The following is a 21,222-nucleotide window of genomic DNA, read 5'->3' as shown; positions in this document are numbered from 1 at the left end:
CTTATACCAAAGACTTCCGTCTATGAAGTTAACTTTACTCAGGACAGTAATATGCCTACTATTGTTTATTGGTATGGCCCCATTTGCCAATGCGCAGAGCATAGGCCCTGGCGACCTACTATTTACCGGTATCAATATTTTTGACGATGACAATAACGGCAGCGTACAAAACGATGTTTTTTCGTTTATGCTTTTACGTGATTGTCCTGCCAACACCAGTATTTATTTTACCGATCTTGGCTGGACCGGGAGTGGTTTTCAGTCGCTCTCCTGCGGTGCCAACGCTGGTTCACAAACAGATGGTGTGATCATGTGGTCTTCCGGCGGCAGTATTATCAAGGCAGGGCAACAGGTGGTCATCTCCTGTAAATTTTCCCCCTCCGCCTCCATCGGCACCATCACAGCTGTAAATGCTACCCAGGCCACCGCAGCGGCACCTGCCGGCTCCAGGAAATACATCAGCCTGGGACTCGCCGGCGATGAGCTGTTCGCCTTTACCGGCAACCTGGGCTCTCCTACCATTATAGCCGGTATCAATGTAAACCGGAAAACCTGGGAATCATCACTGGATATCTGTGAATTTACCTCTTCCCGTTCCGTTCAGCCGGGGACTACCGCTACACTGGCATTTCCCAGCGTCAACGCAGTGAACGCAAGATACAACTGCAGTTACCTCGCAGGTACCCCTAACAGGTTACGGACACTTTTGCAGGACACTACCAACTGGAATAAAGACTACTCCCTGGCAGCACCATCACCAGTACCTTTTGACCTTAAAAAAACAGCCCCCTGTAATCTGACCATCGTCAATCCCAGTGCGGCAGGCGTAGTGTATGTCAACAACCAGTCGGTCACTCCCGGTGATGGCAGCAGCTGGAGCGCTCCCCTGCAGGAACTGCGCGATGCGCTCAATGCAGCCGCCGATCCCGCAAGCAATATCACGCAGATATGGGTAGCCAAAGGCACCTACAAACCCACTGCCGGCACAGATCGCAGTATCTCATTTGTAATACCGTCCAATGTAGCGGTATATGGTGGCTTCGCAGGTACCGAAACAAATCCTTCCCAACGTAATATCCCAAACAATCCTGTTATACTTAGCGGCGACATCGACAATAACGATATACTCACCGGAGGCATCACACTCAACGCTACTGATATCCGGGGCAACAATAGCTACCATGTGCTACAAGTCAATAACACAGATGTATCTACCCTTCTTGACGGTGTAATTATCACTGGCGGCAATGCTTCTGGTGCCTTTATAGATATATATGGGGGAGGCATTTATACCAGCAACGGCAATATCACGATCAGGAATACACGTTTTAACGGGAATCAGGCCAGTGCGAACGGTGGAGCCATGTATAACAACAGCGCCAATAATAGTACTGTACAGCTGATAAACTGTGCGTTTTCCGGCAATGCTGCCTCCAGCACCGGAGGCGCTATTACCGCCAATTACAGTATCCTGAAACTCACCAATGTCACCATTGCCGGCAACAATGCTCCTACCGGTTCCGGTCTTTTTCTCGTTAAGACCGCAATGAACACCTATAATACTATTATCAACAGTAGTAACGGCAGCCCGGCAATAGGTTTCGCGGCCGGTAGTTTTACCACCTACAACTATAGTATAATAGACAATGACTATTATACCAACAACACTCCTTCACAGAGTACGCCAGCCGTACAATTCGTCAACCTGAACGGTGGCGATCTCCGTCTGCAGGTAAGTAATTTTGCTATCAATAAAGGAGATCCGCAAACTAACAACAACGGCTATACGGTACAGGCAGGTACTACAGACCTGGCCGGAGCACCCCGTATCAACAACAAAACCATCGACCTTGGTGCCTATGAATACCAGGCAGTAGCACAAACTGTTACCTTCCTGGCATTCGCTACTGTTACCTACGGCGATAACAACATCGATCCGCTGGCAACGACTTCCGGTGACGGTGCTATTCTGTACACATCCAGCAATATCAGCGTTGCAGATATTGTGTCCGGCAAAATCAAAATCACCGGTGCCGGTACAGCACAAATTGCCGCCAATGCTGCTGCCACCAATGGCTACCTGGCTACCAGTCCCGGCGTTACGCAGTCGCTGACGGTCCTTAAAAAACCGCTCCTCATCACCGCCAACAATGTTTCCAGAGTATACGGCACAGCGAATCCAGCATTCCCGCTCACCTATACCGGATTTGTTTATAATGAGGATGTCTCTGTTGTTCGCGGAACAGTAACCGGTTCTACAGCGGCCACACAAAGCAGCCCGGTAGGTACCTATCCTATCACCATAGATGTAAGCGGTGCCAGTACCGATAACTATAGTTTCACTGTTGCCTACGGTACATTAACTATTACCCAGGCGCCACAAACCATCACCTTCAATGCGCCATCCGGTGTAGTATACGGAAGCGTACCTATTCAGCTGCCACTGAACTCAGACGCAGGTCTGCCTATTAAGTACACAGTGGTTTCCGGCCCCGCTACCGTTAGTGGTAACACACTCACCATCACCGGTGCAGGCGATGTAACCGTAACAGCCGCACAACCTGGAGACGCCAACCACCTGGCAGCAACATCCGTTACTCAAACATTCACCGTCAGCAAAGCTACACTTACAGTAACCGCCCTTAACAAAACAAGGGCTTATAACCAGACTAATCCCACACTAGATTATAACATCACTGGCTTTGTAAATGGAGAAAACAACAGCGTGGTTAGTGGCAGCGCGGTTATCAGCACAACCGCCGATATCACCAGCAGCCCCGGCTCTTATCCTATTACTATACAAAATGGTTCACTGAGCGCCGTCAACTACCAGTTTACCTTTGCCAATGCAACCTTAACTATTACCAAGGCAGGCCAGACTATCACTTTCCCGACCATCAGCAACCAAACCTATGGCGCAGCACCTATCACGCTGAATGCTACCAGTGACGCAGGTCTTAGCGTAAGCTACAGCGTCAGCGGACCCGCCACTATCAGTGGTAATATGCTGACGATCACAGGTAGCGGTATAGTAACGGTAACGGCTACACAGAGCGGTGATATTAACTACAATGCGGCTCTTCCGGTTCCGAAAAGCTTCTCTGTTGGCAAAGCATCGCTGATCATAAAGCCAGACGACAAAACCAGACCATATGGACAAAACAATCCGGCACTGACCTACAGTTACAGCGGTTTTGTAAATGGAGATGACCAGAGCGTTGTGAGTGGCATACCAGCGCTTAGCTCCACTGCAAGCCTGTACAGCACACCAGGCAACTATCTTATCACTGTCACCAATGCAGCCTCTCTGAGTGCAGCCAACTATACAATAGTACCTAATGTCGGATCATTGTCCATAATGATTGCTACGCAGTCGATCAATTTCCCCGCTATCAGCAGCAAAACATATGGTGACGGCAGCTTTACCCTGAACGCCACAAGTACCGGTAGTTTACCCGTCGGCTATTCAGTTGCCAGCGGCCCAGCCACCATCAGTGGCAACACCGTGACGATCACCGGCACAGGCACTGTCACTATCAACGCAAATCAGGCGGGTGATGGTAATTACAACCCTGCGCAACAGGAGACACAAACCTTTACTATCAACAAAGCAGTACTAACTGTTACCGCCAACAATAAAACAAAAGCCTACAACCTGGCCAACCCGTCGCTGGACTACGTGATAACAGGTTATGTAAACGGTGAAAACAGCAGTGTGATAAGTGGTGCCGCTGACATCAACACCAGCGCCAATACCAACAGCACACCGGGTACCTATCCGATCAGTGTAACAGCCGGCAACCTCAATGCTGCCAACTATAGTTTCAATTTCACCGATGGTACCTTAACCATAGTAAAAGCTGCACAGGCTATCAGCTTCGCGGGCATAACAGATAAAACATACGGAGATGCGGCATTTGCACTCAACGCCACCTCCGATGCAGGTTTACCGGTTAGCTTTACCGTGACTTCCGGTCCTGCTACTATCAGTGGCAATACCCTCACCATTACCGGAGCAGGCACTGTAACGGTAACGGCTACACAGAGCGGCGATGCCAACTACAATGCAGCCAGCCCTGTCAGCAAGACTTTCGCAATAGCACCAGCAGCACTCAGTGTTAAAGCTGATGACAAACAGCGGAACTATGGCGTCAATAATCCGATCTTAACCTATACCTTCACCGGCTTTGTTTATGCGGATGATAACAGCGTAATAAGCGGGGTACCGGCACTCAGCACCACCGCCAACGTTGGTAGTGCAGTGGGTACCTATCCTATCAGTATCACCGCCGGCAACCTGGGCAGCAACAACTATATCTTTACCCTGACAGGTGGCACCCTAACCGTAGTACCTGCCGATCAGACGATCAGCTTCCCTGTCATCAGTGACAAAACCTACGGCGATGGTTCTTTCACTCTCAGTGCTTCCAGCAGCAGTGGTTTACCGGTAAGTTATTCCGTTGCCAGCGGACCGGCCACCATCAGCGGTAATACCGTATCGATTACCGGCGCAGGTACGGTGACCATCAACGCCAATCAGGCGGGTGATGGCAATCATAATCCTGCCCAACAGGTGTCTGCAACCTTTACCATCAATAAAGCAGTACTGACCGTTACTGCCAACAATAAAACAAAAGCCTACAACCTGGCCAACCCGTCGCTCGACTATGTGATAACAGGTTACGTAAACAGTGAAAACAGCAGCGTGATAAGCGGTACTCCGGATATCAGCACCAGCGCTAATACCACCAGCTCCCCGGGCGCCTACCCCATCACTGTAACAACCGGCAGCCTCAGTGCAGCCAACTACAGCTTCAGTTTTACTGCAGGCATCTTAACCGTAGTAAAAGCTGCACAAGCTATCAGCTTCACAGCGATAACCGATAAAACATACGGTGACGCAGCGTTTACGCTCAACGCTACTTCCAATGCAGGTATCCCCGTTAGTCTTGCTGTGACTTCCGGCCCAGCTACCATCAGTGGCAATACCCTCACCATTACCGGCGCAGGTACTGTAACGGTAACGGCTACACAGAGTGGTGACGCCAATTACAATGCGGCCGGCCCTGTCAGCAGGACTTTCTCGGTAGCGCCAGCAGTTCTCAGTGTTAAAGCTGATGACAAACAACGGAACTACGGTATCAATAATCCGGCACTCACCTATACCATCATCGGTTTTGTTTATGCAGATGACATCAGTGTAGTAAGCGGTGCACCGGCACTCAGCACCACTGCCAATACCGGCAGTGTAGCGGGTGCCTATCCTATCGATATCACTGCAGGCAACCTTAGCGCCGCCAATTATACCTTTACCCTGATAGGTGGTACTTTAACTGTAGGGCCCACCAATCAGATGATCAGCTTCCCCGCTATCAGCAACAAAACCTATGGTGATGGCTCCTTCACGATCAGTGCCTCCAGCAGCAGTGGTTTACCGGTAAGTTATGCTGTAGCCAGCGGGCCTGCCGCTATCAGTGGCAACACCGTAACCATCACCGGCGCAGGTACAGTAACCATCGTTGCAGACCAGGCCGGCAACAGCAACTACAACGCTGCTCCGCAGGCCTCCCAGACTTTCAACGTCGGTAAGGCTGCACTGACCGTTACCGCTAAAAACGATACCCGCATTTATAACGGCAACGCCTATATCGGTGGTAACGGTGCGGACTATACGGGATGGATAAACAACGACAACGCTTCCATGCTGCAGGGACAGCTGAGCTACAGCGGTACCTCACAAGGAGCTGTGAATGCAGGTTCTTATGTAATCAGCCCTGCAGGCCTCAGCAGCAGAAACTATTCTATATCTTATGTAAGCAGTACGCTCACCATCAACCGTGCTACACAACAGATAACCTTTACTGCTCCCGGCTACAAAAACCAGGGCGATCCTGATTTTGCGTTCACTGCAACGGCCAGCTCCGGTTTGCCTGTTAGCTTTGCCAGCGATAACAATGCAGTCATCAGTATCAATGGCAACACCGCTGTGGTAGGCGATGCCGGCACCGCCATCATCACCGCCACCCAAGCTGGCAATAACAATTACGAAGCAGCCCAGGCGGTTATACAGGTCATCAATGTAACAGCCTACAAACCGCCTGTTGTTACTGCCAGCGGCAACACCACCTTCTGCGAAGGTAGCAACGTAACCTTGCAGTCTACCACCGCCCCTGCCTACGAATGGTACCGTAACAATGTGCTGATACCTGGCGCCACCAACAGTTCGCTGTTAGTGCGTCAAAGCGGCAACTATACCGTAAAAGCCATTTATGCGCATACCGAGTTAACATCTGCGGGCAGCACTGTTACAGTAAACCCGATGCCCAACGGTAGTGTACACGCAAATGGCAATACCACCATCAGCAAAGGCGAAAGTATTGTGCTCGCTGCCTCCGGTGGTGATACCTACACCTGGGACCCGACAGCAGGGCTTAACAACCCCGCTATTGCAGCACCGGTAGCAAGGCCGGCGCAGACCACCACTTACCAGGTGACCATTACCAGCGCAGCCGGTTGCAGTGTTACCAAAGAAATCACCATCACGGTAAAAGAAGATTATAAACTGGAAGCGACCAATATCCTCACGCCCAACGGCGATGGCAAAAACGATCTCTGGATCGTCAGAAACATCGATATGTACCCGCAGAATGAAGTGAAAATATTTGACCGCACCGGCCGGATGGTATACCACCAGCGGGGTTATACCAACAACTGGAACGCCACCGTGAATGGCCAGCGCCTGGCAGAAGGTACTTATTACTATATCATCGACCTGGGCAGCAACAAACCACAATTCAAAGGATTTATTACCATCATTCATGAAAATTAAGGAACCGATCATGAAGCAGTTTGCCAGATATATACTGTTGCTGGGCGCAGTTGCGCTCAGCAACAGCAGCGCCAGTGCACAAAGCGCCGGCAATCCCTCCCAACTCTATGAGCCGATGGCCGCCCAATACTTTTTAAACCAGTACATGGCCAATGCCGCCATGGCCGGCATAGATACAGGGTTGCACGTATATCTCGCCTACCAGCGGCAATCATCGGATATGCCCGGCGCCCCTCAGGCCAAAGCCCTGACGGCCGACTACAAGCTGTTTAAACGCGTCGGAATAGGGATGAACATCTTCAATGATAAAGCAGGGCTGTTGAACAACACCAAAGTAGCCTTTACCTATTCCTATCATCTGCCCCTCAGCGCCAGTGAGCTAAGCATGTTGCACTTTGGCCTGTCCGGCGCATTCATCAACAGACGCCTGGACACCAAATCCATCAATGGTGATATCACAGACCCGAATATCAATGCATTTAACCGGCGTGACAATTATTTCGAAGCGGATTTTGGTATGGCTTTCACCCGTAAAGGACTAAACCTGCAGGCTTCATTACCTAATCTCGTCAGCCTGTTAAAAGATAAGTCCAATGATTTTGGTGTCAACCGTTCCCTCTTTTATTCAGCGGCCTCCTATCGGTTTGATATCGACGAACAACTGACTTCTATAGAGCCTAAGGTTTGCCTCCGCGGTATAAAAGGGTATGATAACATCATAGATGCAGGAGCCAACTTTGTTTTCTTCGAAGACCTCTTCAACGTGATGGCCATGTACCATTCCACCAGGAGTTTCAGTGCCGGCGCTGGTATCAATTACAAATCAGTAGCGGGGTTCCAGCTGGTATATAACTCCCAGACCTCCGGGCTGGCCAACTATACCAATGGTACTTTTGAGTTGAACCTTGTTGTTCATTTGTTTAAATAGTCTCAGCAACTATTCATAATGAAGGAAGGGCAGCCTGTTGGCCCTTCCTTTTTTTATTTAACGATGGATGTGCCTGTTAAATACTTTTTGAGATAAAACTGGACCATCATTTTAGCTAAAAACTGGACCACGCCACCGACCCTGATACTACCTACTTTTACATTGCGATAGCGCAAAAACATTTAAAAAAATCTACAATGTCAAAAGCAGTATTTTATCACGCAGGATGTCCTGTATGCGTGAGTGCAGAGCAGGATATATTGAACCTCATTCCTCAAAACCAGGTGGAAGTCGTACATTTAGGCACTGATAAAGCCCAGATCGGAGTGGCTGAAAGAGCAGGTGTAAAATCCGTTCCTGCCCTGGTTTTATCTAATGGTAATGTGCTGCATATCAATTTCGGCGCATCCATGGAGGATTTGAAATAACGTATACACACTCCTGAATGTCTGTCGGCTTCAGGAGTGTTGTTTTATAACACAAACAATCAATGACTGTTTACGACCTTATCATTAAAGACAAAGAGCAAACCAAACTGGATGACGTTTTTCTGCAGGAAGATAACCGCAACGCGATCATACAGCTGATCAAGGAAAACAACTATGCTGAAGAACTACAGCAGTACGGACTTCCTGTCAACAACAAACTATTGCTCCACGGGAGTTCCGGATGCGGTAAAACAACCACCGCCAAAGCCATTGCCAATGCATTGGGCAAAAACCTGTTTATACTCAACCTCAGCAATGTGGTATGTTCACGTATTGGCGAAACATCTCAAAATATAAAGGCTGTTTTTGATAAAGCAGGGCGTGAAAAAGCGGTGCTGTTTCTCGATGAATTTGACCAGATAGGTAAAGCCCGGGGCGATGATGATAAAGATGTAGGAGAAATGAGACGACTGGTAAACTCACTGATTCAACTGATCGATTATTATCCTCAGCAATCGCTGCTTATTTGCGCCACCAATCACGCGGAAATAATAGACAAGGCACTGATAAGGCGTTTTCAGCTGAGAATATCATTTGAGATGCCCAGCGCTGCTGAACTGAATGTTTATTACGATAAAATCCTGGCCGCTTTCCCTGAGCGTTTGCAGAAAATCAAACGCCGCTACGATATTTCATTTGCAGAAGCTAAAGATGACGCCTTTACACAGATAAAAGCTGCACTGATAGCGGACCTGGAGCTAAAAAACCAAAGTGCACCGGTATGAGTGAAACCATAGAAGACAATCTGCATATTATCCGGAATAGAATACAGCAAGCCTGCCAGAAGAGCCATCGCAGCACCAGCGAGGTAAAACTATTGCTGGCTACTAAAACCATTCCTGCCGAACGCATTAAGATCGCGTTACAGGCAGGACAGACGCTGATTGCGGAGAATAAAATACAAGAGCTGAAAGAAAAATACGAAGCGCTGAAAAACAGCCCTCACGAAAATCATTTCATCGGCCATCTGCAAACCAACAAGATCAAGGACCTCCTCAAATATGAAGTCACCTGCCTTCAATCCCTTGACCGCCTGGATTTAGCAGAGAAACTTCATCAGCGTTTATGCTTTGAAAACAAAAAACTGGATGTGCTGATTCAGGTAAATACTTCCGGAGAGGAAAGCAAATTTGGGGTACGCCCGGATGAAGCCCTGGACCTGGTACAAAAGGTGGCCCGGCTGGAAACCCTGCAAATACAAGGTTTAATGACTATCGGATTGCTGAGTGCGGAAACGGAAAAAGTGCGCCGGTGTTTTCAGTTACTTAAAAACATACAACAGCAGATTATTGCTGCCAACATCCCCCGTGTAACCATGAAAGAACTTTCGATGGGCATGAGCGGTGATATGGAAACAGCCATTGAAGAAGGCGCCACCATAATCCGTGTAGGTACGGCCGTTTTTGGTCAAAGGCCCACGCCCGACAGCTACTACTGGAACGAGTCCGTCACTGTACAATAACTATCGCCAACATGCATATACATTTTGTTATACACGAAGTATTTGAGGCTCCGGGCGCTTATCTGGAGTGGGTTCAAAAAAGAAACCACACGGCAAGCTTTTCGAGAGTATATGAAAACCAACCGCTTCCTGAAGCCATTGATCCCATTGATATGCTCATTGTGATGGGTGGTCCTCAGAGCCCTGATACTACCCTCACCCAATGCGCTCATTTCGATGCATACGCAGAAATCAATCTGATAAAAAAATGTATAACCGCAGGTAAAGCCGTGATTGGTATTTGCCTGGGTGCGCAGTTAACAGGCGAAGCCCTGGGTTCAAAATATGAACACAGCCCGGAAAAGGAAATTGGCGTATATCCGATACAGTTAACTGAAACCGGTTTGCAACATCCTGCATTCAAACATTTCGGCGTCTCCCTGCCGGTAGGGCACTGGCATAATGATATGCCCGGCCTCACTCCTGCCAGCAAAATAATCGCTACCAGTGAGGGCTGCCCCAGACAAATCGTGGAATACACTGATTTAGTCTATGGATTTCAGTGCCATATGGAATTTAATGCGGAAGTGATAGAAGCACTGATTGCCAGTGAAGAAGCACTACCCGCCCTTAGCACCACACACCGTTTTGTTCAGCAACCCGACGAAATCCGCAGTTATGATTTCAGTGAGATGAATGAAAAATTGTTTCAGTTTCTTGATACACTCTCGACTGAATATATGCGTTCACGTAGTCATTTGTAGCGGGTAGCCATTTATCAACTTCCTCAGATACGTTTCAGGTTTCAGATCATCGCTCTCTGCCCTGCGGTAGCGGTACCATCTTCAGCACATCCCTCTTTTAACCGTTGTAAAACTTCCTTCAACAGGATAAAAGGTACTTCCTGCCAAAAAAGCGCTATTTTTCACCCTTATTCAAGAAGACCGAACAGTTGAACAAATGAAAAAAATGCTGAAGGCATTGCTATTTGCTGCCACTACCTTTACAGCCTGCAAAGTCAGTACCCCATCCGGAGCGGGGAACCACCTATACGTTCAAAAAGAAGGACGTGAGGAGAAATCATGGAAACTGGTATGGAAGGATGATTTTAATGGCAAGGCGCTGGATACCACCAAATGGACACGCATCCCACCGGGAAAATCAGACTGGAACAAACATATGAGCAGCCATGATGACTGCTACCGGCTGGACAACGGCCTGCTCTATCTCCGTGGTATCATCAACCCGGATACTTCCGTGGATAAACGGCCTTTTATTACAGGCGGGATCTGGAGTAAAGGTAAATTCGCTTTCCAGTATGGAAGAATTGAAATACGGGCAAAGCTGGAATGCGCCAGGGGAGCATGGCCTGCCATGTGGATGCTGGCAGAACAGGACAAATACGGCACCTATCCTCGGAATGGAGAAATCGATATCATGGAGCACCTCAACCATGACAGTATTATCTATCAGACTACTCACTCCTACTATACACTTAATCTGAAACAAACCGGGAAGCCACCTCATTTTGGCACGGCCAGACTGAACCTGCTTGAGTTCAATACGTTTGGCATCAGCTGGTATCCCGACAGGATTGTTTTTCAGCTCAATGGTCAGGATACTTTTACCTATCCGAGAGTAAAAGATGTGGACCCGTCTCAATGGCCATATGATCAGCCTTTTTACATTCTGATCGATCAGCAGCTGGGTGGCAACTGGGTAGGGAAAGTCAACCCTACAGACCTTCCTGTGCAGATGATTGTTGACTGGGTAAAAATATATCAATAACATCTACTCATAAAAAAGCGACACCTGTGAATGATCACAGGTGTCGCTTTTTTATGACGCTTGCAAATGAATTTCATTGCAATTCAAGCAGGATACCACAGTGGTCTGAAAGACCTCTCATACGTAAGGTATTGGTTGCAATATAAGGCTTGGGCGCACTAGCGGAGTTTTTCGCAATATTGCTAAACCAATAGTCATATAAACGTCCGCTTAACAATGTACCACCGCCTGTAAACTTCTTTTCATCATTCCCGCTTGGTTTGCCGACCATCGGTTTGGAATAATGATAATACTTTTTTCTGCGGGCGGAGCCAATATCTCTAGCCTTTACATTAAAATCTCCACCTACATAAATGTTATCGTCTCCCTGGGCAGCCGCCATCATGGTTGGTAACATCTGCATAAAACTCATTCTGTTATTGTCAAGCGTATACATGTTATGTACAAACCCAATCACTTCAATTTTATCTCCAAGCTCAAGCGCGGCATAAACAATCACACGATAATCGGCCAGCGCGTCTGTAGACATGGTCTTTGCCCAGTCTTTAAACTTTCTGCCATTAACGTCTACCTGCGGAGAAACACCCGTAGTCACAGGCGCCTCATCCACCACCACTTTTGAGCCGGTTTGAACATAGATTCGTCCGAACCCCCTGATAGTGATATTCCTTTTTACGGCATATCCAACATACTCCGTTCTGCCTAATGCAGTCCTGCCACAGTTTACCACAGCAAGCTGATGAAGCCCGCCGCCAGCACGGATTTTTCCAAACAGCCCTTCCACCAACTTTCTCAACCCGGTAGTTGCTGAAGAGTTATTGGTGATTTCTGTGAATCCTGCAACTTTTATTTCATCAAAGCTACTTCTGATGCGCCTGAATGCAGTGTAAAATATGGCCGTCCTATCTACTTTACCACCGCTACCTCCATAATTTTTCATGTTCTGATGAAAAATATATATCATGGCTAATACGATTAGATGATTGTATTCATTTTTCTTTCTGCTGAGACATCCACCATTTCAAGGTTTCAGTGGATAAGGCAGGGGGCTCCTCTGCTTTGACCAGTTTTTGAAGGTTATAGGATTTAACGATTGAAGGAGGCACTCGCGAAATAACTGACGCTGCTGCTTCTGCAGACTTTACCAGATCGAAAATAGTCACTGTATCGCAAAGCTGCCATCTGACATTCATCACCGGGAAATCATTGGTGTTGGTCACTTCAGATGATTCGTAGCTGGTTTCCTCCTGATTAATGGTATAACTCTGCATGCTGGTAGAAGTTGTATTCAGGCTCATGGAAATATTGGAAGAGATAGGCCCCCATCCGAGAGAGGTATCTATACTCAAAGCCTTGCTGACAGATTCTTCCGTGGAGCTGGTTTGTGTCATACCACTGGTGAAGGTACTGCCTACGGTACGGGTTTCACGGGGGGCCAATGTATAGGAATCAGCCATTTTCTGCCACGACTGTTCTCTTATAAACGAACGGTTCCCCCATACGCCGTAACCCACCACCACCGGCTGAGAGTCTTTAGGTACTATACATTCTGTTGTAGGCTCCGGAATTTGCCCGATGTCCTGAGGATTACTTAACATAGCCGGCATAATGTAATACTCCTTAATGGCGGTATCCAGGGCGAATACGCCTATGAATCCTCCGGTTGACAGACTCTTCACTACCAGGTATGAGCCTGTAACAAATGGTGCACGAAATATTCCGGTACCGGACGGCACGATTTTATTGGATGGAACATCCAGCAACAGCCCTGTATCAGATACATAAAAGAAAATGACATGCACTTTCAGAAAGTTTTGGATTTTCACCTCTAAGGTGGTGCTGCCCATCGGTTTGGATTTTAAAGTACCAGCAATGGCTTCTGCATAATAGGGTTTCATGTTACGTGGGGTTTTACTTCGTTGTTAATATTGTTTCTGAGGAAAAGCACACCAAACTGAGGCACAGCGAGCCTTTTCGAATGATGGCCTAACAAACCTAACAAATAAAGAAAAACAAACAAACACACTATCTGTTCGATATTTCCGTTAGAATCAGCAGCATAAAAATTATCCGACTGTACCATCACTCCTCTGCCATCAGCCATTGCATATCCGCAATTTTTTTATTTACTTTAGAAGAAATACTTCGTATGAAGCTCCCATACCTGATATTCGTTTGCCTATTCCTCTTCTGTAGCCGCGCGTATAGTCAGAACATAGATATACTGAGGAAATCCGAAACATTCGAGCGCAAAGGAAAACACCGCTCATTCATTTACTGGAACAATCCCGCCGACACGGCCGGATTGGAATATGTAGCTACGCTGTCATCAAAGGCATCGGCCATGGGTGGCAGGTCGCTATGGGAGCTGTGGATCCATGCCGGCAACCGTTCCAATAAACTGGGTTCCAACGTATTCATATTCCGGTCCTTTACCGATACGGATTCCAGCAAACCCGAACTGATCCTCGACCTGTACCTGGCCTCCGACGAAGCCCTGCAGCGAAATACAGACCGGGAAGAAAAAAATGTGGTATATCTCTTCGGTAACAAAGGCAAAGCCATGCCTGTAAAGGTAAATAGTGAAGAGGTGGAGATTCCTGCCAGCCGTTTTCTACGATATGAAACGCCGACAGGTACTGAACTGAAACTCAACAAGGGTGGTGTCACCGGTGCATGGTGGACCATCAAAGGGGAAGATGGTAAGGCTGCTTTGTATTTTTCCGTTTCCGGTATGGGCCTGGGCGGAGCTGTGCCTCCACCAGGATCTATAGGGCTTTCATTCAACACCGGCCGCATTACAGAAATGAATCCGCATTTTGCCCGAATGATGATGGAATCGCAGAAGAAGTAGTATTACCTTCTGGTTACAGCATGCAGAAGGGTTTCTCTCCTGCATGCTGTAAATATCCATATCAGCGGCGGAACCAGTTAAAGTCGGCATAGCCACCTTTTTCTGAAGTGGTATTAAAATTAAACAGGGCAAACCGATTGGCTGTCCAATCCAGGCCCAGTCCCATCTTCAGCGTATTACCAAACGGAATAAAGTGAGTACCATCTGTACTGTAGGCAAAAGTGGCGGTAAAGTCTTTTTCATATACCTGCGCTTTTAACCACACCTTACCGGTATGAAGGCCCACCACCGCTATCGTACTATCGTTGTTGACCATTACCAGTTCTCTTCCCTTATCTTTCTGACGTACTCCCACATAAGCATAGGGAAACTGAAACACACCCAATCCTGCTACATCACCGGGTTTCAGCCCGGCAGCATCCAGCTCCACCCTGCCTTCCGAATAAGGACCTTCTACCCGCTGCGTAAGCGTATTACGGGCTTCGGCGAGGTTAGCGGCCATTCCCGCTTTCAGGCGGAGATGGCCAGGCCGCGCTGTCAATGACCAATTGGCATTGTCGGGATTATGATTCCATTGCCATTGCAAACCCAACCGGGATGAATTAAATTCATCCGCAGAAGCCGGCACACGGATCGGGGAAACCTTGTCTACTTTGGGTTTGGGGAAGGTATCCACCCCTTTGCCATTAACGCCGATCATAGGCCATCCATCTACCCAGGAAACCGGCTCCAGGTTAGGTACACGTCCTATAGGACCACGGTCCTGCATAATGATAAACCACCAGTCTCCATTCTTCAACTGCACCATCCCTCCCTGGTGTAAACCATTACCCGGATAACTATGATCGTCCTGTATCACCACCTTTGATTCATAAGGTCCGTAAATACTGTCGGCACGCAAACATACCTGTCGTCCACGGGTACCGCCGGTAGATCCCAGAATATAATATTTACCATTTACTTTATACATGTGAGATCCCTCCAGATAAGGGAAAGAGCGGTTGTCATAAATTTTTCGCTGTGGCGTTTTTACCGATAAGGCATCACTGTTTAGTTCTGTGATATAAATTGTCTGCTGACCATGCACCACATATACTTTCCCATCATCATCAAAAAACAATCCGGGGTCATAAAGATATTCAGGAAAGATAGTCCGGGTCCAGGGCCCTTCTATCTTCTTCGCCGTACACATAGAGAAATGTCCTTTCTCACCATTCATTTCCGGCGTACAGAAACCTGCATAAAACAACCCTTTATGGTGGCGGATTGTAGCGGCCCATGACCCATTCAGATATTTGTTGCCTCCCTTCAGATCATACCGGGGATCTTCATTATAACGTTCCAAAGCATATCCGGCCATGGTCCAGTTTACCAGATCATTGGAAACAGCAACAGGACAACCAGGTACATAATGCATACTGGTAGAGATAAAATAAAATTTATCCTCTACACGGATAATATCGGGGTCCGGCCAATCTCCCCACATCAGCGGATTTTTGAAAGTGCCATTTCCATTGTCCGGTGTCCAGGACCCGGTGGAGACAGCTGTTTGGGCAGATACGCCGGTACTCAACAGCAAAAAGAGCCAGATAACCGGCTTCATCATAATAGTGTGGAATTTTTTCATGTTCACTTTATATACGCAGACTTATAAAAATAACGATTTGATCAGTTCTACCTTTTTGGTAGTCGTTTTAGCCTTATCATAAGCCAGATAGAGGACGTTGGTGGTTGGTATTGTTCCTTTCCATATTTCTGCAATCCGGCCTTCTTTTTTGGCTTCATTAACCAAATAATCAGCGGCAATGGTAAGGCCTCCGTTCTGGCTAATGGCCAACAAAATAGTATTCATATCCGGAATAACGAAACGTGGTTGGATGGGCGGTCTTTTTTTGAAGTTAGTGAGCCAGAATCTGCGTATAATGGCCAGATCGGTGCTATAGGCATACCAATCCTGCTGCTGCAGCCATTCTTCCGCTTTTAGCAGGTCTTTCTTTTTTATCAGCGCCCGGAACTGCTTTGTATCCAACGACGGATTACCGGCTATCACAAAGGATTCTGTCAGGATCGGTTCAAAAAAAATATCCTTTTTATCTGTCCGTTGAGTGGCTACTACAAAATCGAGGTCTCCGTTACTCAGCTTAACAAGCAGGTCCTGGGTTAGTCCGAATGAGGTGACTATATCCGCAGGGAATGCCGCCAGCTTTGACAGGGCTACTGTATGAAACACCTCTTTTACCGTACCCAAACGGATAGTTGGAAATGGCTGTCCTTTGCTCATTGCAGAAAAAGAAACTTCCAGGTGTTCCAGTTTTTCCAGCGGTCCTACCAGTTGCGTGTAAAACAGTTTGCCATCATCTGTGGGGACCAGTTTAGGTTTTCGTTCAAAAAGCTGTTTCCCCATATACGCCTCCAATGCAGACAAATGCTGGCTTACATTCGGCTGCGATATAAAAAGCGCTTTGGATGCCGCTGTCAGTGATCCTGTTTGGTACACCGCTTTAAATGTTCTATACCATTCCAGATTTACCATACCATGAAGGTATAAATAATTTTATGAGGATGATAAATCATACTATTTTATTTTATGACCCCTTTCATCGCATTTTTGCATAAAAAACAGATGAACGATCAACTGATATTATCGCCCGAAGTCGTTTCCGCATTGGAATATATTCAATCCATCCCTATGCCGGAAATGGAAGATGCAGTGCTGGCAGGCAGGAAGTTTTATGAAGGTTTTATCCCTATGGCCGGAGAGCCGGAAACACTGTTTAACATTGAAACCGTCTACATACCATCGGCTAGCGGAGATATCCATGTTCGTATTTACAGGCCGTCTGATCAGCCGCAGCTTCCGGCCGTAGTGTATTTCCATGGTGGATGGTTTAATGCAGGGAATCTTGAAACACATGACCGGCCTGTACGTACTTTAGCCCGGTTGTCAAACGCCGTGTTTATTGCCGTCGATTACCGGCTGGCGCCTGAATTTCCGTTTCCTCATGGATTAAATGATTGTTACGAGACTTTAAAATGGGTCATTGAAAATGCTACCGCCCTGGGTATAGATCCAGGCCGGATCGCTTTGGCCGGAGACAGCGCCGGTGGCGCGCTTGCAGCTACCGTCACCAGACAGGCTGTAAAAACACTGGGAATAAATATCCCTTGTCAGGTATTGATCTATCCTGTTACAGATTCTTCACTGAGCACGCTATCATGGGAATTGTTTGCAGACGGACCTAATCTCACACTGGATGGCGCCAAAATAGCCTGGGACCTGTACACCCCCTCTCCTTCTCAGAGGAATGATCCGGATGCAGCTCCCCTGCTGGCCAGCGATCTTACAGGACTTCCGCCTACCCTGATTATTACTGCGGAATATGATCCTTTAAGAGATGAAGCTGTACAATATGCACAAAAACTGCAATCTGCCGGAGTAACCGTAAGATTGACTGAATATCCCGGAATGATCCATGGTTTCTTTCAGATGGGAGGCATCATCAGCGATGCGAAACAGGCCATAGCAGAGGCAGCGGATTTCCTGAGCGATCATTTTTCAATACAATAATGTTAGGTGATGATGAAAAAGATTGCATACATAGGATGTTTGGGAATGTTGGGCGTTATTACAACAGAATTTGGTGTCATCGGTATCCTGCCGCAGGTAGCACAGTATTATGCCATCAGTATAGATAAAGCCGGGTTGCTGCTAAGTGCCTTTGCCATGGTGATTGCGCTTGCAGGACCATTTATGACACTGTTTATGTCCGGATTCAACCGCAAAAAAATAATGGCGCTCAGCCTTGGCCTCTTCCTGATTTCGGGAATCATCTCTCTGCTATCGCCACCATTCTGGCTGTTGCTGGTTGCCAGAATGCTGCCTGCTTTTCTGCAGCCGGTTTATATCTCTACCGCTATCGCTGCTGCCACCGGTGCTGCGGATAAAAAAGACGAGCATAAAATGATGGCCATTGTATTGGGAGGAATCGGTATTGCCACCGTGACAACAGTACCCTTTGCCACTTATATAGCAGACCTGTTCGGGAACTGGCAGGCATCGTTTGTGGTACAGAGTATAGTTAGTCTGTCAGCCCTGACCTGTATACTGACTATGCTGCCTTCCATGCCTGTAGCGGAAAGGAAGCCGCTGGGCAATCAATTGCTGATTCTTCAGAAGCCGGCGTTCATCATCAGTGCGGTGATGGTATTCCTGATGAATGCGGCCATGTTCACCACCTATTCCTATTTCGCCGATTACCTTGGTAAAGTAAATGGTATGAGTGCCGGCACCATCAGCGGCATGCTGTTATTGTTTGGCGTGATGGGCGTGTTGGGTAATTTTACTGCAGGTAAGACAATGGGTAAAAGCCTTACCGGAACAACGGTTGTTTTTCTGGGAGGACTAACGCTAACGGCTATAGGTATCTATTATTCCGGTCCTCTATCTTTTAGCACGGTACTGCTGATAGCGCTGTGGGGCTTCCTGCATACGCCTTGTTTTCTCACCGGGCAGGCCTATATGATTGCTTTTGCCCGGGAAGCACCGGAGTTTGCCAATAGCCTTTCCATTTCATTTGGTAACCTGGGTATATCATCCGGTACATTAGCGGGTGGATGGGTCATCAGCCGATATGGCGTGAGCAGTACGCCCTGGGCCATGTGTGTGTTTGGTGTGGCCGCTTTGGTACTGATATTACTCCAAACCTTTTATGAAAAAAGCAGAAAACCAGTAGCATGCCCGGACTGATATCTTCTGCCTTAATCGTTGAAAAGCCGCATGAGTCACTGTATTCATGCGGCTTATTATCGGTTGTGTTGATGCTGACGATAGGCCAGAACCTGCTCTTCAAATTTCAGCAATGCAGTATCCAGTTTGCGGAGCTGCTGCTCCTTGCTGGCGGCCGGTTGTATAAAACTATAGATGATGCTGTTTCTGATCATCTCCTTTATATCTGTATAACGTAATGAAGGGTATCTGGCGGCCAGCAGCACATATTGCCGGGTGAGATCAGTGCGGAGCACGCCGGCATCATCTGTACCGATAACGATGGGGACTTTATGCGAATGATACAGCAGCACAGGGTGCTCTTCATTTTTGACTTTTAAAATAAATTCATTGCTGCTCAGGTTGATTTCTACAGGGATCTTCTGAGCCGACATCCTGTGCAGCACCATTTTCCAATCAGATTCATATGCGATAGTAACGCCGTGGCCTATACGTTTAGCTCCGGCTGTCATCACGGCCTCCGTAATGTGAGAACGCAACTGCTCCGGCCTCACCATGCCCATCGCCAGCTCACCGGCATGCAAGGCATACTTCACTCCGGGATAACGCCGGCTAAGGTCCGCAAACATCAGCATATGCAGACTATAATCCCGCATGGACACATCCCCATCCTCCCTTGTCACCAGATTAACGCCCACCACCAATGTATCCTGGCTGGCTACCTGAAAAGCCAGCAATAACCGCCGGTATACCTGAAGGGGGGACAACGACCGCCGGATGCTGAGCTGATAGCGTATCATGAAGGAACTATCATCAGGATGGGCTTTGTTATGCATTTCGGCCAGCCGGTGACAATAGCCCTTTGCGGCAGTGGCCACCCCTGCCGAAATCAGCGCCGTATGTAATTTGTTGAGCGTATTAAATACTGCCAGGCTGTCCTTCAACGAAGCCGCAGTCAGTGATTTTTCCCAGTTGGCGCCATCAGGCAGGCTCACAACGGTGTCAACCTGCCCCAGCATCGTTTCAATATATTGAACATTTTCCTTCAACGCCCTTTGCTTCAGCTCCCGTAATCCCACTTCCATCCTGAATGAGGCCACAGTACCCATTTTCCCGAATGTGGCGAAAAAGTGCTGGTCCGGTGGACCTATAGAAGGGTCATAATCCTTGATAGACACCTTTCTCAAAAAGGCCTGTTTAACGGAGTCCAGCCTGCTGTCATTCTGCAGTTCTGCCAACCGTTTCCATGGGGCCTGGTGAACAGCGCCAGGGGTATCTGTTTCAAGGCTGGTCGTATTTATCCAACCATTATTATCTGAAAGTATCTCCCAATAGGTTTCTCCATACACTGATCCCGAATAATGATGGTGAAGATCTCCGCCTTTGGGCATAGCGGTAAAAAATGCAGTCAGTAGCTGTGGGTTGCGCCGGATCTGCTCAAAATAGTCGTTGACCTGCCGGGTTACAGGATTTTTTTGGGGAACGGCTGTAAAAGCCATGATGGCCAGCAGGCAGGCAGTGACTAACAGTCCTGCCCGTACGTAGTTATATTGAAAGATCATCTTTGCCATATTAGGTTATTATTACCGGTGCTGACAGACTGTTCTTTGTACTACATAAAAACAACAAAGGGCATACTTAGATGCCCTTTGTTTTATTAACCAGTAAGCGCTAATACAATGGATAAATAATTACTCTTTTATTTCCACAGGCGGATGACTGCATCCACATATGGAATTGCGTAATAACCTTATAATGGCGGAAGGAGTTACGGCAACCTTATCCATTGACCAGCGCATTTTTATCACCCCGATTACTTTATAATATCAGGTGATTTCCTTCCGGAAGTGTTTTCCAATGTATTTACAAGGGTAAACGCACTCCCGTTAGATGACTTTAAATAATTAGCTACACTACTAGGTATAGGTATAGGAATAGCTTAGCTATAACATTCAATCTTCCTGATATGTAATAAACGGCTTTCACCTGCAGGAGTATGGGTCGTTTTATACATTGGTCAAGTAGTTAAATGCTTACAGGCAGCAAGATATATGGACTTTTCCAATGAAAAAACCTCCATTTTACATCTGCGTCAAAAACTAGATAAACTGCATTCAAAATGGCAATTTTCGACATATGTCCATTCATTTATATGTTTATTCGTATAT

At 47.4% G+C, this 21,222-nt stretch carries 15 protein-coding genes; 10 read left to right on the top strand and 5 right to left on the bottom strand.

Annotated elements, in window-relative coordinates; genetic code table 11:
- Positions 1 to 22: 22 nt before the first annotated feature.
- The 7 genes from DF182_RS25895 (at position 23) to DF182_RS25865 (ending at position 11,474) form a co-directional block, all read left to right on the top strand.
- Positions 23 to 6,829 carry an MBG domain-containing protein gene (locus DF182_RS25895; protein WP_161964269.1) on the top strand — a complete coding sequence of 2,269 codons (6,807 nt, stop codon included), beginning with the start codon at positions 23 to 25 and terminating at the stop codon, positions 6,827 to 6,829.
- The gene (locus DF182_RS25890) at positions 6,819 to 7,757 is read left to right on the top strand and encodes a PorP/SprF family type IX secretion system membrane protein (protein ID WP_161964268.1); all 939 of its coding nucleotides are present in this window, start codon (positions 6,819 to 6,821) and stop codon (positions 7,755 to 7,757) included. Before DF182_RS25895 ends, DF182_RS25890 begins: the two co-directional genes overlap by 11 nt.
- A gap of 197 nt (positions 7,758 to 7,954) precedes the next feature.
- Positions 7,955 to 8,185 (top strand): thioredoxin domain-containing protein, encoded by a 231-nt coding sequence (locus DF182_RS25885; protein ID WP_113618657.1) that lies wholly within the window; start codon positions 7,955 to 7,957, stop codon positions 8,183 to 8,185.
- 62 nt (positions 8,186 to 8,247) lie between these two features.
- Positions 8,248 to 8,970: an AAA family ATPase gene (locus tag DF182_RS25880; RefSeq protein ID WP_113618656.1), complete on the top strand. Its 723-nt coding sequence runs from the start codon at positions 8,248 to 8,250 to the stop codon at positions 8,968 to 8,970.
- Positions 8,967 to 9,707 carry a YggS family pyridoxal phosphate-dependent enzyme gene (locus DF182_RS25875; RefSeq protein WP_113618655.1) on the top strand — a complete coding sequence of 247 codons (741 nt, stop codon included), beginning with the start codon at positions 8,967 to 8,969 and terminating at the stop codon, positions 9,705 to 9,707. The genes DF182_RS25880 and DF182_RS25875 overlap by 4 nt, the downstream gene beginning before the upstream one ends.
- Positions 9,708 to 9,718: 11 nt before the next feature.
- Positions 9,719 to 10,450, top strand: coding sequence for a type 1 glutamine amidotransferase (locus tag DF182_RS25870; protein ID WP_113618654.1), 732 nt, complete (start codon positions 9,719 to 9,721; stop codon positions 10,448 to 10,450).
- A gap of 196 nt (positions 10,451 to 10,646) precedes the next feature.
- Positions 10,647 to 11,474, top strand: a complete 828-nt coding sequence (locus DF182_RS25865) for a glycoside hydrolase family 16 protein (protein WP_245957563.1) — start codon at positions 10,647 to 10,649, stop codon at positions 11,472 to 11,474.
- 73 nt (positions 11,475 to 11,547) lie between these two features.
- Here DF182_RS25865 and DF182_RS25860 read toward each other — a convergent pair whose 3' ends face one another.
- Positions 11,548 to 12,438, bottom strand: coding sequence for a hypothetical protein (locus tag DF182_RS25860; RefSeq protein ID WP_113618653.1), 891 nt, complete (start codon positions 12,436 to 12,438; stop codon positions 11,548 to 11,550).
- A gap of 25 nt (positions 12,439 to 12,463) precedes the next feature.
- Complete coding sequence (locus DF182_RS25855) at positions 12,464 to 13,372, bottom strand: hypothetical protein (protein ID WP_113618652.1); 909 nt, start codon at positions 13,370 to 13,372, stop codon at positions 12,464 to 12,466.
- Between the two features lie 251 nt (positions 13,373 to 13,623).
- Between DF182_RS25855 and DF182_RS25845 the strand changes: the two genes are divergently transcribed.
- Positions 13,624 to 14,328: a hypothetical protein gene (locus tag DF182_RS25845; protein WP_113618650.1), complete on the top strand. Its 705-nt coding sequence runs from the start codon at positions 13,624 to 13,626 to the stop codon at positions 14,326 to 14,328.
- Positions 14,329 to 14,389: 61 nt separating this feature from the next.
- Here DF182_RS25845 and DF182_RS25840 read toward each other — a convergent pair whose 3' ends face one another.
- Positions 14,390 to 15,955: a glycoside hydrolase family 43 protein gene (locus tag DF182_RS25840; RefSeq protein ID WP_113618649.1), complete on the bottom strand. Its 1,566-nt coding sequence runs from the start codon at positions 15,953 to 15,955 to the stop codon at positions 14,390 to 14,392.
- 21 nt (positions 15,956 to 15,976) lie between these two features.
- A complete protein-coding gene (locus DF182_RS25835; RefSeq protein WP_113618648.1) occupies positions 15,977 to 16,861 on the bottom strand; it encodes a LysR family transcriptional regulator in 885 nt (294 codons plus the stop codon).
- Positions 16,862 to 16,915: 54 nt separating this feature from the next.
- On the opposite strand from DF182_RS25835, the gene DF182_RS25830 reads away from it, so the two are divergent.
- The gene (locus tag DF182_RS25830) at positions 16,916 to 17,896 is read left to right on the top strand and encodes an alpha/beta hydrolase (protein ID WP_113618647.1); all 981 of its coding nucleotides are present in this window, start codon (positions 16,916 to 16,918) and stop codon (positions 17,894 to 17,896) included.
- A 9-nt stretch (positions 17,897 to 17,905) separates the two neighbouring features.
- Positions 17,906 to 19,075, top strand: coding sequence for an MFS transporter (locus DF182_RS25825; RefSeq protein WP_211327211.1), 1,170 nt, complete (start codon positions 17,906 to 17,908; stop codon positions 19,073 to 19,075).
- Positions 19,076 to 19,131: 56 nt separating this feature from the next.
- Here the strand turns inward: DF182_RS25825 and DF182_RS25820 are convergent, their stop codons facing one another.
- Positions 19,132 to 20,625, bottom strand: coding sequence for an amidohydrolase family protein (locus DF182_RS25820; RefSeq protein ID WP_113618646.1), 1,494 nt, complete (start codon positions 20,623 to 20,625; stop codon positions 19,132 to 19,134).
- Positions 20,626 to 21,222: the final 597 nt, after the last annotated feature.

Source organism: Chitinophaga flava (genome assembly GCF_003308995.1).
Lineage (GTDB): Bacteria > Bacteroidota > Bacteroidia > Chitinophagales > Chitinophagaceae > Chitinophaga > Chitinophaga flava.
The sequence above is the reverse complement of the archived record's forward strand: the minus strand, read 5'-3'. Positions and strand labels throughout refer to the sequence as shown.